This is a genomic window from Morganella sp. TYF_1 (assembly GCF_043105645.1).
Taxonomy (GTDB): domain Bacteria; phylum Pseudomonadota; class Gammaproteobacteria; order Enterobacterales; family Enterobacteriaceae; genus Morganella; species Morganella morganii_B.
This window is the reverse complement of the sequence record NZ_JBICLU010000017.1, coordinates 1-13,094: the sequence shown is the minus strand read 5'-3', so window position 1 is coordinate 13,094 and position 13,094 is coordinate 1. Positions and strand designations below refer to the sequence as shown.

Genomic DNA, 13,094 nt, shown 5'->3' with positions numbered 1-13,094 from the left:
CGCCATGAACAATATAGCAGCACCCGCATCACCGGCAGCTGTCTGGCAGACACTGCTGACTTACCTGCTGCAACAGCACTACGGCCTCACTCTGAATGACACGGAATTCAGTGATGAGCGCGTGATTGAGGCCTGCCTCAGCCGGGGGATGTCGTTGTGTGAGGCACTGAATGCCTTTGCGGGGAAATACGCACTGGTCCGCACTGACCGGTGCAACAACGGTATCACTGAGCCGTCACACGGTATCACTGCGACCGATATTCTGCGGGCACGGAAGGCAACCGGTCTGATAACACTCCGCAGCAGCCATATCCCCCGCAGACACTGCACCGTATAAAAAGCCCGTACCTCATCTTATCTCTTTCTTTATCCCGTTCAGTCCCGGCGCTCATCTGACAGCCACGTTATCTGTTTAATTTTACAGGAGAATTACTATGACCCGTTTAGCCTCGCGCTTCGGCAGGGCGAATATCATTCGTCGTGACCGCCCGTTAACCACCGAAGAATTATACTGCACTGTACCCAGTGTCTTTTCAGCAGAAAAACATGAATCCCGCAGTGATCGCTATACCTATATTCCCACCATAACCCTGCTTGAGAGCCTTCAAAAGGAAGGTTTTCACCCGTTCTTTGCCTGCCAGACCCGTGTCCGTGATGACAGCCGCCGGGAGCACACCAAACATATGTTGCGCCTGCGCCGCCATAACCAGATTACCGGTATCCAGGTACCGGAAATTATTCTGTTAAACAGCCATGACGGTACCAGCAGCTATCAGATGCTGCCGGGATTATTCCGTGCGGTCTGTCAGAATGGGCTGGTCTGTGGTGATACTTTTGGTGAGGTCAGAGTGCCGCACAAAGGTAATGTCGTCGATAAAGTGATTGAAGGGGCATATGAAGTGCTGGAAACGTTTGATGCGGTGGCTGAAAAACGCGAACAGATGCAGTCCCTGCGGTTACCGCCTCCGGCACAACAGGCGCTGGCATATGCAGCTATCACGTACCGGTTCGGGGATGACCACCAGCCGGTCACGGAAGAACAGGTGCTGCAACCCCGCCGGTGGGAGGACAAAAAAGATGACTTATGGACGGTGTACCAGCGTTTGCAGGAAAACCTGATTAAAGGCGGGTTATCAGGACGTACTGCAACAGGAAAACGCTCCCGTACCCGATCAGTGACCGGTATAGATGGTGACATCCGTCTAAATAAGGCGCTGTGGGTGATGACTGAAAAAATGTATGAACATTTAGGAAGTCGTCAGCCTGTATGAAGATAGTGTATAATTGCCACAATGTTTAACCTAGAAGATCGCTGTTGCCCCTTAATAAGGCAATTTGTTCCGGTATAGTTTATACCTTGGGGGTGCATATGGGGGTTTATTATTAATTCAAATAGATATTTTTCTTTTAAATCATACTGTTTTCCTTCATATGCGACTCCTGTGATCTCCGCCAATCAGATTCAATATACCTCCGCTGAAATTCATTAAAGACCCTATTCCTCGCTAAATAACCAGACTCCTGAGAAATTTGTCCGAAGTCTGCAAAAATAATCTCTTCCCATTCGAAGCCGGATGCAGATACCGGAAGTCACCCGTGAGGAACCACGGAAAGGTTATGCGCATCCTTATTTCGATTACCCGATAACACGTAATCAGCGTGCGCTTTTTTAATGATAAGAATTAAACTAAATAATCCTGCAGGCGGAAATCATAGCGTATTCGTGGCAGTAACATGAAATGAAGTACCGGCGTTGCGTCAAAGCGGAATCAGATTAATTTGAACGGTGTCGTTCTGTATTATATCCTAAGCGAAATTACCAAGGGGTTACAATGCATTATAAGAATTACACCGGAATTATTAACGGGCTTTCAAGAGACGCAAACGATCGGAATGAATTGGCAAAAATTCGGAAAATAATGGATGAGACCGAGGATGACGATAATATTGCCGCGCTGATTACAGTTGAGGAAGCGGAGTATGTTTTAAAAAATACGAATACATCGAATCCTTTTTCGTCGGCAAAGGATACCGTATTTGGTATTGGTGATTTTGTTTCCAATTTTGCGGGTAACGTTTATGAATCAGCCCGTCTTTCCCGTATTATTCATGAATTCGGTGGTCTTGGTGTTAAAGCCACGGAATACGTCGGGAAAAATGGTAATGTATATATCCGTCTGTCCGGTCGTCCTGGCGTGAGGGCTTTTCTTAACGGGACCAAGTATCTGGCTGATAACGCAAAAATATTGTTTATGGGCATTGGAACCCAAGGGCAGAATGATGTTTCAATCAAAGCAACCCGGTTTTCAATTGTGTATTCTCTGGCGTATCGTGTGGTTGAGCTGATATTTAAAGATGAATATACGCTGACGAATTTTTTTGTGAATGTGACAATGGATATGGCGAAGCTTATAATAAGCATAAAGTTAAGTGCGGTGGCTGTCCCTATATTGATGACCGCTGCTGGAATTGCTTCCGGAAGTATTATCGTTGTATCTGCGATAATATTTATTGCTGGTGTTGGTATTTCGTATTTATTATACGAGATTGACGATTATTTTGGTATAAGTGAGTCAATAATCAGAGAGCTTAAAAAGCAGCGCAAACCACGGACCGATGGTGAAGGGCGGTATCATGCTGATACCTTTTTCACTAACCTTCACCGGTTCGGCTAATTTCTTATTAACGTTAACAGGTGCTTAAGTGAGTGATGTCAAACCAGTAAAAGTGTATTTTGTTTCCGCAATGTTTTTTTTTATTGGCGTATTTGGAGCGTATGGATCACTAAAAAGCTATATAGATTACTTTATTAAAAACGATATTATCTCATTTTCATTCCCCCTGGGGATCTTTATTTTTTCGCTCCCTTTGTTTTTGTGGTTATCATATTTAATGATTATATCTGGGTATCGAAAACAAAAAGGAAAATTAAAATGGAAGGCAAAGCCGAATAATAAAATCACCAATTCACTTGCGGCAATAGCTATATTCGGAATTGTTTTTAGCTTCTTTTTTTCCTTTTATGTTGAGTATGATTTAACATCACGTGGTTATGTTAAATGTCATAAAAAATCCATTCACGCACCCACAAAATATATTATTTCAAAGGATATGTGTGAATAACACATATCCTTTATCATTGCCGGTTAAATCAGTTCGCTGTTAATGCTGTATATTGAGGTAGTTTCTTTCAAATGGTATTATTATTTCGCTTTTATTATATGAGCTGGATGAGCAGTTCGTTATAAGTGAATCCATTATCAGAGAGCTAAAAAAACAGCGTAAACCACGGGCTGACGGAGAGGGGCGGTATCATGCTGATACCTTTTTCACGAATTTTCATCGGTTCGGTTAATTTTTTTACTAACTTTAACAGGTGCTATCGTGGGTGATGTTAAACCAGCTAATATGTATTTAGCTTCAGCTATAATAATATTTTTTTTACCGATTGGCATATATGTTTCGGTAAGTAGTTATATTAATTACTTTCTTAAATCTGACATTATTTCATATTCATTTCCGCTGGGATTGATTATTTTCTCCGTTCCTTTGCTTGTGTGGGTGTCATATTGGATGATTGTAATCGGGTATCGAAAACAAAAAGGAACATTTAAAAGAGAGATGAAAATAAATAAGAAAACAACTAACTCACTCGCGATGATGTCCATATTCGGAATTGTTTTTAGTTTCTTTTTTTCCTTTTATGTTGAGTATGATTTGACATCTCTCGGTTATGTTAAATGTCATAAAAAATCCATTCACGCACCTACAAAATATATTATTTCAAAGGATATGTGTGAATAACACATATCCTTTATCATTGCCGGTTAAATCAGTTCGCTGTTAATGCTGTATATTGAGGTAATTTCTTTCAAATGGTATTATTATTTCGCTTTTATTATATGAGCTGGATGAGCAGTTCGTTATAAGTGAATCCATTATCAGAGAGCTAAAAAAACAGCACAAACCACGGGCTGACGGAGAGGGACGGCATTATGCTGATACCTTTTTCACGAATTTTCATCGGTTCGGTTAATTTTTTTACTACTTTCAATAGGTGCTGCTGTGAGTGAGATAAAACCAGTTAAAATGTATTTAATTTCAGCTGTCATGTTTTTTTCTATGGTTTTTGTATTATGTATGTCGATACGCGGATATGTTAATTACTTTCTTAAATCCGATATCATTTCATTTTCATTCCCACTGGGATTGATTGTTTTTTTCTCTCCTTTGCTTGCTTGGTTTTTATATTTGGCGATTGCTCTTGCGTATACAAAAGGAAAATTAAAAACAAATAAGAGATTAAATAAAAAAATCACCAATTCACTCACAGCAATAGCCATATTTGGGTTTGTTTTTAGTTTTATTTTTTCATTTTATGTTGAATATGATTTAACGTCACGAGGTTATGTTAAGTGTCATAAAAAATCCATTCACGCACCCACAAAATATATTATTTCAAAGGATATGTGTGAATAGCACATATCCTTTATCATAGCCGGTTAAATCAGTTCGCTGTTAATACTGTATGTTGAGGTGCTGGCTTTCAGGTGTTCCCTTGAAATGGACTGGTATCTCATTCTGACGACTTGATAAGGGTCTTCGCTGCTTTCACTGACTAAGTTTGCGTTAACATCATCAACGCTAACCAGTGATGCGCCGGTCAGCTTATATGTGGCGTAGACTTCAAGTTGTCCGTGCTGGCTTGTCCGGTAGCATTTGAAAGTCGCTTCCAGTATTTCGTTGTTATCAACACAGGAGTAAAGCAGGGGAAACGCTTTATCCATCGGTTTAGTGAATATCAGTTCTTTGTAGGTGGCATTTTGCGCCCGGGATGCTCCTGTGTTTAAATTAAGTACCAGGATCTCATCTTCGTGTCCGGCCTGATAACGGTTTCCTATTGAATCCACGGATGAACATCCCGCAGAAATCAGTCCCTGAATTTTACCGGTTAACGTCAGATAAATCGGATGTGCCATAAAAGCCCTTATTTAAAAATGTGATGATCGATGGTTCGCAATTTACCCGGTAATAACCCGGTATTTAACGGTCGGCTACCTTAGCAAATTTTCATTTTGTTTTGCGAACTCTAATGTAACTAATCGTTATTAATCCTTTATACTGCAAGGCGTACAGGACGTTCTTATCAGGCTGACATTTTGCGCACCCAATATGTGGTACGCAAAATATGAAGGGCATGATATACCGTCAGAGAGTGCTATTTGGGATTTGTTTTTTCATATATAGAATTATCAGCACCATAGAGACGGTCTTTATAAAGCTCGAATAAGAAATCACCGTTCTCACCTTTTGCCAGATATCTGTTTTTATGTTTTTTATCACGAATAAAAGGTTTACTTTTTGCGTATGGCGGTTGAGGTTTATCAAAGATAATGACTGAATCTGAGTATTTGTTATCGTGCTTTTCTATAGAAAAAGAACACAAACTACGGCATCTGGCATCTATATTTTCCCAGTGGCCATAAATTTTTTCATGTGAATCACATCCGGTTACTATTAAGACGAATAAAAATATTATTACTATTTTCATATGCAGGTGCCTTTGTGGTTTCCGTTGCAGCTATAAAAAGCATACCCGATAACCCAATACGGCATAAATAAAAATATAGTCAAAATTCAAATTCGTTCTCTTTTCTGAGAATACATCATTATCTTTTTTTACCCGTAACATTTTCGGGTATCAGGGAGTCCTGTCAGTATTCCGGTAAAAAATCCCGTTCACTTTCAGGGATCGTTGTCCGTATTGATAAGTAACCGGAGGAAACACCGGTTCCTGAAACCGATGTTTACTGCCTGAGTGCGGAGTATTAATCAGAAACGTTGCGGCATCTGCGGATTCATTTTCTGACTAAAAATCAGTCCCGGAAAAACCGGTCATTTCATCCAGTCCCATTTCACGGCCCAATGCCGTCATCGGATGAACAATGATCAGGCCCCGTACCGCTTTCTTCAGCTTGCCGATATCAGCCTGTTCTTTTTTGGTGATAGAACGTTTGAACGGCATATCCACCAGCTTTTGCGCTTCTTTGCTGAGTTTCCTGCTGCGTAGTTCCTTCAGACGGGCAATTTCAGTCTCCAGCGCGGCTTTTTCTTTCTCAAATTCTGCATACTTTTCCGTTTCATTCTTTTGCAGCATATTTTCCATCTGGTGACGGGTAAGATCTAAACGGTCGCTGAGAAGCTTGATTTGTGCTTTTTCTTTCATTTTAATAAACCATGAATAAATTGCTTACCGGGCAGTATACACTATTCACTGTAAGAGTACGAAAAGGATACGGGTTGTCCGTTTTTTTAATATTTATTACATCACGGTAAAAACGGATAAGACCACCAATGGTGGCCTTATCCGTTTTATATTTCACTCGTTTTAATCTTTTTTATCATCATGAACCAAATGATATGCAGATCGTGCCCGGGGATGGATAAAGAAATGACCTGCCGGTGCGTTATGCGTTTTAATATGTATCATTGATACCCCGGTTTTTTTACCTTGCTTATTATGAAATGCATAGATAATAAAGGGCAACAGAAAAATAACCACAAAACTGATACCAAGCAACATCACATAGGATTCACTGCCTGCACCGTCCGGTAATGAACTTGGCGGAAAGAAAGAAACAACAAAAGCAAGAACCGACAGAATAAAACCCGCAGACGCCACAACAAGTTTAAAACCTTTACCGCCCGGTATATTAAACACCCGTTTTTTTTCAGGCTGTTTGCAGATTAAATACATATACCCGAGAAACAACATAAAATAACTGCACAGGTAAATAACAACGGTCAGCGCTAATGCGATCAGGAAAGACGTATTGCCGCCTCCGCCGCTGTTGGTCAGCACGATGATGGCAATGGTTGTAATCAGTAATTGTGAAATCACCAATGTAACCGGTACGCCATTTTTATTCACCTTAGCAAAGCTTTTCGGTAAAATACCATTTTGGGCAGCAACATACATCCCGCGGGATGGCCCTACAATCCATGATGCTATTTCTGCCAGGACACCTAATAATAAGAGTGCTGCAATAATACGGACAGTCCACTCCAGTGCAGGATTAAAACTTGATACCAGCACATTGAATGTCTGTACCACACCTGCTGACAGATTGATTTCACTGACCGGAATGGATACCGCGACCGATAATCCGCCAATTGAACTTAAGCAAATAGCCGCTATCATCAGTAAAAACATCGCCGCCGGATAGTCTCTTCCCGGATTTTCCATTTCATTAACGTGTGTTGCTGAGGCTTCAACTCCCATGTAACTCAATATAAAGGCAACAAAAACAACCAATGTACCTATTTTTGTAAAGTCAGGGAAAAAAGTCGATGCGCTGATTTCAGTCGCTAAAGGCGCACCGCTGACAAGATAATGTATAGCAAGGAATACCAAAATGAGCGCGGGTAACAAAATACCGGCAAAAAAACCTATTTTAGCGATAGTTGCTGTATATTTTGTACCGCCAAACTGAGTAAATGCCAGTATCCATAATATAACCAACGCACCGATAGTTTTAACGATCGGGTCATTATTCAGTTCAGGCCAGTTAAGGATATACGATAACGCCCCTAATACAAAATAGAGCATAGGTATAAAACCAATTGCAATTTGCAGATAACCAAATGAAATAGCAGCAAACCCCCAGCGTTCACCCAGTGTGTTAGAAACCCAGGCGAATATGCCGCCCTCTTCCCAGCCTTCCACCGTTGCCATTTCCGCTGCGCAAAGAGCGACCGGAATAAACCACAATAACCCGCCTAATAAAAGGAAAAAAACCAAACTAAAACCGGATGTTGCAAATGTCGGATATTCATATACCGCCATGACCATAGAGGCAGTAATCGCAAAAAACCCCAATAAAGTCAGTTTTCCGGCACCAGACGCTGTCGCTGTCATACTATCCACCTGATATAGTTAATAACATCAGTTCTTTTATCTGCGAACCAAAGGCCATGACATTCTCTGGTCTGATAAACAGAAATGAGTCGTGAGCATAATCACCATTAATTTGTTTAATAACTATTATCCCTTAATCCTGACTTGTCAAATCATCTGACTTTAGTTTCATAGTGATAATAGTGTTCTGAATTCATCAAAATAAATCACCAACCCTCTAATTACTAAAGAATAATCACGTAAATGACTTCATCTTTGGTGGCGTATTAATGTGTTCTCATTGACAGATAACGCTGTGCTACACCAAAACAGCCGGGGGTTTACTATATTAACGTAAATAATGATTTATATATTATGACAATATAAGGGCCGTCAGCGGGTAAAAAAACCTGTTCCGGGCATACTGACCGTCTGATACATTAATATACCGGCGATAATAAATATCCCGCCTGCGATCAGCCGGAGAATATCGCCATAATACCGGCTTGGTTTTCGCGCCGGGTTACGGGACAGGCGCAGAGCCAGAAAGCGCATACTGTGGACAAACCAGGCTATCACACAAAGGGTAATACCGGTTCCTGATGCCATTGCGAATACGGCAATAATCCCCCAGTGAAAAACACCGATAACTGACGAGAACAATAAAACCAATAATGCGCCTGAGCACGGGCGACTGCCCATTGCCAGAATCATACCGGCCTGTGTCCGCCAGTTACCGGTGATTTTATTTCCGGGCATAACATGCTGATGGCCGCAACTACATATCTGAGATTGTCCGGTTTGCAGAGAAACCGGTTTTAACACAGCCCGGGGTTTATTATCCGATACACTGATTGTTTTTATTTTTGGCTTATTGACCGGTGGTCTGATAAATAAACGGCGTAATGCACGGATAACAATAATGCCGCCAAAAAGAATAATAAATGCATAACTGGCTTTCTCTGTTATCTGGCTGACATTATTTAACTGACGTACTGACAGGTTTAATATAAACAACACAACAGAAACCAGAACAACAGCCACCGTGCCCTGAAGCAGAGAGGCCAGAATACTTAACAGCGCGCTGTGGCGTAATTTTGCCGGATGTGTGGCGATATAGGCAGACAGGATAATTTTTCCGTGGCCCGGCCCCAGAGCATGCAATAAGCCGTATAAAAAACTGAAAAAGGTCAGAAGTCCGCCCGCTTTCAGCGGATCAGATACGACTTTCTGAATCAGTGACGCCATTTCAAAATTCAGTTCCTTCTGTAATCCCGCACTGACATGCAGCAATGACGGCCACTGACTGTACAGTAACCCACCGGCAAATAAAACAATAAGCACAATAGTGAGCTGAAGAATAATCCGTGAATATGATGTCATCCGTTATCTCACTCCGGGCAATGTAAGGTGATCTGCTGTGCAAACTGGCGACCGAGCGTCAGGTCATCATCCGGGGTATCGCCGGTATCCAGCGACAGCGCGTAATCTTTCAGGGTATCGGACGGCTCTGCTTCAGTGAAAATGAGCCGGCACCGTGATACATCCGGCGGAGAGAGGTGAACCGCGCGTTTGCCGTTGTAGGTCATGCTGACAAAAAAAGTCGGCTCATACGTTTTCAGCTCAATGGTGCTGCCGGTTAAGGGTATCGGGTGCAATAGTGAGATACGAAATGACATGACAATCTGCAATCCCTCGCGCGTCATCCGGTAGGTGTCCGGAAAGAGCTTAAAAGGCTGCCTTTTATTCTGATAATTCAGTTCGGAAAAATAAGACTGCGCAATAATATTGGCCATGACAGAAGCCGCCTGCTTCTTCCACTGCGGGCTGTCTTCTTTGGTGTTCATCAAATCATACAGAATATCTGCGGACGTCATCGGATCCATTTTCCAGACATAATCAATCCCGGTCAGAGTCTGATTCTCTGTTATCAGCGTTGTTTCCATATCGATAAAACTGTGCGGGTGTGCAAGTGTCTGCGGACTGAACATCAGCAAAAATAAGAAAGAGAGCAGTAACGTATTCATTTTTCTGATTAAGTTCACAGATTATCTCACACTGGTAAAATATGTTATAACATAACATAGCACTGCGGATGAAAATACTGTTTTCTGAAATACCACTGCGGATAAAAGAACATCATAAAATGACGAAAGTGCGATCCCCGCCACAGATATCCGCCATCCATTCACCTGTTCAATAAAACATCATAAAGATATAAGTCACACCGCCGATAACTCAAATATACCCTTCTTTGTTTCGGGAGTTTTGTATGTCCTGGTATCCGTCCCGCATTTCAACCCGTCTGACCATCGGGGGCATCCTGCTTCTCGCTGTCACCACTGCCATTATCATTGTTGTTATGCTGTGGCGGGGTCAGCCCCGCGTTGTGGAAATTAATACCGCATTAATTGAAGAAACCGGACGCGGCCTGACATCCCGGGTCAGCACGATTTTATCTCAGACGGACGGAAAAACCGTCAGTCTGGCGCGCCTGGCGGAAGTGCTGCCCAATGATGAGGCGCTGTACCGCTATATCCCGCCCAATTTGATTGAAAGCAATAACCTGATCACCGGCGGCGGTATCTGGCCGGAGCCGGGGGCATTTACGCCGGGCGTTGAGAAACGCAGCTTTTTCTGGGCACGGAATCCGGCCGGGGAACTGGTGTTTTCTGATGAGTACAATACAGCGGGTGCCGGCAATTATCACAATGAAAGCTGGTACAGGAATGCCCGTGAGCAATCCACGGAAAGCTGTTTGTGGTCAGATGTTTACAGAGATGCTGTTTCCGGTGTGAATATGGTGACCTGCAGTGTGCCGTACAAAACCGACGGAAAATTTGCCGGTGTAGCGACAACGGATATCCGCCTGGATAATATCGCCGCCATTATGCAGCAATACGGCAACAGCACCGGTGGCTATGCTTTTGTGACAGACCGCCAGGGGCAGCTGATCTATTTTCCGGGTGATGACAGCAAACAATTCAAAACCTTTGATGATCTGGCCGCACAATCAGCCTGGCTGGCACCGGTGGCGGAAAGCCTGAAGCAAGCGCATTCTGAGCAATCCGCTATCGACAGTATCCGCATTGATAATGACGGACAGCTGAACACCGCTTCACAGGTGATGCTGTTCCCGATGGCTGATACCGGATGGGTTATCGGCCTTGTCACACCGGAAGCGCGGATCACCGGACTGGCAAAAGTAATGATGCAAGATGTACTGGAAGCACTGCTGCCGATTATGGCGCTGCTGTTACTGGGCTCCTGGCTGATTGTCCGCCGGTTGATCACCCGCCTCGATGAAACCCGTAAAGCCCTCGATGATATTGCGCACGGAGAAGGCGACCTGACAAGGCGGATGGAAGTGCGTGGTGCCGATGAGATCTCCGCTATCTCACAGGCATTTAATCTGTTTGCCGATAAAATCTCATCCATGTTGCTTACCGTGCGCAGCAGCAGTTCTGTTGTAGCCGGAAATACCGTTAATCTTGCTGATAATAATAACGAGTTATCCGCCCGGGTCACACAACAGGCGGCAGCGCTGGAGCAGAGTGCTTCCGCGATGGAAGAACTGAACGCGACGGTGCGTCAGAACAGTGAAAATACCCATCAGGCCGATGAGCTGGCGGAAACCACCGCACAAACCGCAAGCCGCTGCGGGGATATGATGCGTGATGTGGTTTCGACAATGAACAGTGTCAGTACATCATCCGGACGAATGGTTGAGATCGTGTCGGTGATCGACAGTATTGCATTCCAGACCAATATTCTGGCACTGAATGCCGCCGTCGAGGCTGCACGCGCCGGAGATTCCGGACGGGGCTTTGCCGTGGTGGCAACCGAAGTCAGATCACTCGCTCAGCGCAGCGCACAGGCAGCACAGGAGATTAAGGCACTGATCGATGAGTCTGTGCAGAATGTCAAAACCGGCAGTAATCAGGTGCATGAAGCAGGAGAAACGCTGGCAGACCTGGTGATGGATGTGTTGCAGGTAAGACAGCTGATGAGTGATATTCGTGTTGCCGGTGAAGAGCAGAGCAAAGGGCTGGCTGAGGTAACGATGGCAGTCTCTGAGATGGATACCACGGTACAGCAGAATGCCACATTAATTGATGATGCCGCTTCACGGACACAAATCCTGAGAAGAGAGGCCGAACAGCTCGCACAGATGGTATCGGCCTTTAAATTACCGGAACCGCACTAACAATCCGGATATGTTTCCCGGCAGAAAACACTCCGCCGGGACAGCGTGAAATATCAGTCCAGATCTGATGCGTCGTGACGTTCACGGATAAACCGGTCTGACGGCTCTCCGCCGCTGCGGTTAACCCGGCGTCCGCGCTGAACAGCCGGACGTGCCGCTATCTGCTTCGCCCAGCGGATCACATGCGGATATTCACTGACAGACAGGAATGTCGCCGCATTATACAACGTACCCAGCACTAACCCGCCGTACCATGGCCAGGCCGCCATATCCGCGATGGTGTAGTTATCACCGGCAATAAATTCATGCTGACTGAGCTGGCGGTTCAGGACATCCAGCTGACGTTTAGTTTCCATCGCGTAGCGGTTAATCGGATATTCATATTTTTCAGGTGCATACGCATAGAAATGACCAAACCCGCCGCCGACAAATGGCGCAGAACCCATCTGCCAGAATAACCATGACAGCGTTTCAGCCCGCTCAGGTTGTGTTTCCGGCAGGAACAGAGAGAATTTTTCTGCCAGATACGTCAGAATTGCGCCAGATTCAAAGATCCGTACCGGTTCCTCACCACTTCTGTCGACCAAAGCCGGGATTTTTGAGTTCGGGTTAATATCAACAAACCCGGAGCCAAACTGGTCACCTTCGCCGATATCAATCAGCCAGGCATCATATTCCGCTTCACGGACGCCCGCCGCCAGCAGTTCTTCAAGCATGATAGCCACTTTCTGGCCGTTTGGTGTTCCCAGCGAATAAAGCTGCAACGGGTGTTTACCGACAGGCAACGCTTTTTCATGTGTCGCCCCGGCAACAGGACGGTTGGTATTGGCAAATTTTCCGCCGTTTTTCTGTTTCCATTCCCACACCTGAGGCGGGATATAGGTTGGATCAGCCATAACGATGCTCCTTTGTATTTTCTGCCGGATTGAAGTGATCAGTTATCCAATCTACCTTCCGGGGAATAAAATACAAACGGAATTTTTTTTCACC

The 13,094-nt window shown here is 44.1% G+C and carries 14 protein-coding genes; 7 read left to right on the top strand and 7 right to left on the bottom strand.

Translation table 11 applies throughout. The annotated features are described in order from the left end of the window. Positions 1 to 4 precede the first annotated feature (4 nt). The 6 genes from ACF8OF_RS08275 to ACF8OF_RS08250 all read left to right on the top strand — a co-directional run bounded on the left by ACF8OF_RS08275 (position 5) and on the right by ACF8OF_RS08250 (position 4,479). Entirely contained in the window at positions 5 to 337 is a 333-nt protein-coding gene (locus ACF8OF_RS08275; protein WP_153642961.1) for a TA system toxin CbtA family protein, read from the top strand. Positions 338 to 434: 97 nt separating this feature from the next. Next, on the top strand, positions 435 to 1,271 hold the full coding sequence (locus tag ACF8OF_RS08270) for a DUF932 domain-containing protein (RefSeq protein WP_214051324.1): 837 nt from the start codon (positions 435 to 437) through the stop codon (positions 1,269 to 1,271). 561 nt (positions 1,272 to 1,832) lie between these two features. Then, positions 1,833 to 2,675 carry a hypothetical protein gene (locus tag ACF8OF_RS08265; protein ID WP_392496310.1) on the top strand — a complete coding sequence of 281 codons (843 nt, stop codon included), beginning with the start codon at positions 1,833 to 1,835 and terminating at the stop codon, positions 2,673 to 2,675. 28 nt (positions 2,676 to 2,703) lie between these two features. Further along, on the top strand, positions 2,704 to 3,123 hold the full coding sequence (locus ACF8OF_RS08260) for a DUF1240 domain-containing protein (protein WP_349467504.1): 420 nt from the start codon (positions 2,704 to 2,706) through the stop codon (positions 3,121 to 3,123). Between the two features lie 261 nt (positions 3,124 to 3,384). After that, a complete protein-coding gene (locus tag ACF8OF_RS08255; protein WP_392496308.1) occupies positions 3,385 to 3,804 on the top strand; it encodes a DUF1240 domain-containing protein in 420 nt (139 codons plus the stop codon). Between the two features lie 261 nt (positions 3,805 to 4,065). Further along, on the top strand, positions 4,066 to 4,479 hold the full coding sequence (locus ACF8OF_RS08250; protein WP_392496307.1) for a DUF1240 domain-containing protein: 414 nt from the start codon (positions 4,066 to 4,068) through the stop codon (positions 4,477 to 4,479). 23 nt (positions 4,480 to 4,502) lie between these two features. Here the strand turns inward: ACF8OF_RS08250 and tssD are convergent, their stop codons facing one another. The 6 genes from tssD to ACF8OF_RS08220 form a co-directional block, all read right to left on the bottom strand. Further along, positions 4,503 to 4,979 carry a type VI secretion system tube protein TssD gene (gene tssD / locus ACF8OF_RS08245; protein ID WP_262861106.1) on the bottom strand — a complete coding sequence of 159 codons (477 nt, stop codon included), beginning with the start codon at positions 4,977 to 4,979 and terminating at the stop codon, positions 4,503 to 4,505. Positions 4,980 to 5,218: 239 nt separating this feature from the next. Next, positions 5,219 to 5,551 carry a hypothetical protein gene (locus tag ACF8OF_RS08240; RefSeq protein WP_025155299.1) on the bottom strand — a complete coding sequence of 111 codons (333 nt, stop codon included), beginning with the start codon at positions 5,549 to 5,551 and terminating at the stop codon, positions 5,219 to 5,221. 318 nt (positions 5,552 to 5,869) lie between these two features. After that, on the bottom strand, positions 5,870 to 6,232 hold the full coding sequence (locus ACF8OF_RS08235; protein ID WP_262882777.1) for a YibL family ribosome-associated protein: 363 nt from the start codon (positions 6,230 to 6,232) through the stop codon (positions 5,870 to 5,872). A gap of 156 nt (positions 6,233 to 6,388) precedes the next feature. Continuing rightward, positions 6,389 to 7,918 (bottom strand): glutamate:gamma-aminobutyrate antiporter, encoded by a 1,530-nt coding sequence (gene gadC / locus ACF8OF_RS08230; RefSeq protein WP_262862927.1) that lies wholly within the window; start codon positions 7,916 to 7,918, stop codon positions 6,389 to 6,391. A gap of 372 nt (positions 7,919 to 8,290) precedes the next feature. After that, positions 8,291 to 9,280: a nickel/cobalt transporter gene (locus tag ACF8OF_RS08225; RefSeq protein ID WP_392496306.1), complete on the bottom strand. Its 990-nt coding sequence runs from the start codon at positions 9,278 to 9,280 to the stop codon at positions 8,291 to 8,293. An 8-nt stretch (positions 9,281 to 9,288) separates the two neighbouring features. Continuing rightward, the gene (locus tag ACF8OF_RS08220; protein WP_392496304.1) at positions 9,289 to 9,924 is read right to left on the bottom strand and encodes a DUF1007 family protein; all 636 of its coding nucleotides are present in this window, start codon (positions 9,922 to 9,924) and stop codon (positions 9,289 to 9,291) included. A gap of 245 nt (positions 9,925 to 10,169) precedes the next feature. Here ACF8OF_RS08220 and ACF8OF_RS08215 point away from each other — a divergent pair, with 245 nt between their 5' ends. Further along, the gene (locus ACF8OF_RS08215; protein WP_392496303.1) at positions 10,170 to 12,104 is read left to right on the top strand and encodes a methyl-accepting chemotaxis protein; all 1,935 of its coding nucleotides are present in this window, start codon (positions 10,170 to 10,172) and stop codon (positions 12,102 to 12,104) included. A gap of 53 nt (positions 12,105 to 12,157) precedes the next feature. On the opposite strand, the gene yghU is transcribed toward ACF8OF_RS08215, so the two are convergent. Next, positions 12,158 to 13,000 carry a glutathione-dependent disulfide-bond oxidoreductase gene (gene yghU, locus ACF8OF_RS08210; RefSeq protein ID WP_354621920.1) on the bottom strand — a complete coding sequence of 281 codons (843 nt, stop codon included), beginning with the start codon at positions 12,998 to 13,000 and terminating at the stop codon, positions 12,158 to 12,160. Positions 13,001 to 13,094: the final 94 nt, after the last annotated feature.

Excerpts from the sequence above, each read along its gene's own strand:
- ACF8OF_RS08275 (WP_153642961.1), top strand. The coding sequence starts at position 5 with ATGAACAATATAGCAGCACCCGCATCACCGGCAGCTGTCTGGCAGACA.
- ACF8OF_RS08270 (WP_214051324.1), top strand. The coding sequence starts at position 435 with ATGACCCGTTTAGCCTCGCGCTTCGGCAGGGCGAATATCATTCGTCGT.
- gadC (WP_262862927.1), bottom strand. The coding sequence starts at position 7,918 with ATGACAGCGACAGCGTCTGGTGCCGGAAAACTGACTTTATTGGGGTTT.
- ACF8OF_RS08220 (WP_392496304.1), bottom strand. The coding sequence starts at position 9,924 with ATGAATACGTTACTGCTCTCTTTCTTATTTTTGCTGATGTTCAGTCCG.
- ACF8OF_RS08240 (WP_025155299.1), bottom strand. The coding sequence starts at position 5,551 with ATGAAAATAGTAATAATATTTTTATTCGTCTTAATAGTAACCGGATGT.
- ACF8OF_RS08265 (WP_392496310.1), top strand. The coding sequence starts at position 1,833 with ATGCATTATAAGAATTACACCGGAATTATTAACGGGCTTTCAAGAGAC.
- yghU (WP_354621920.1), bottom strand. The coding sequence starts at position 13,000 with ATGGCTGATCCAACCTATATCCCGCCTCAGGTGTGGGAATGGAAACAG.
- ACF8OF_RS08215 (WP_392496303.1), top strand. The coding sequence starts at position 10,170 with ATGTCCTGGTATCCGTCCCGCATTTCAACCCGTCTGACCATCGGGGGC.
- tssD (WP_262861106.1), bottom strand. The coding sequence starts at position 4,979 with ATGGCACATCCGATTTATCTGACGTTAACCGGTAAAATTCAGGGACTG.
- ACF8OF_RS08225 (WP_392496306.1), bottom strand. The coding sequence starts at position 9,280 with ATGACATCATATTCACGGATTATTCTTCAGCTCACTATTGTGCTTATT.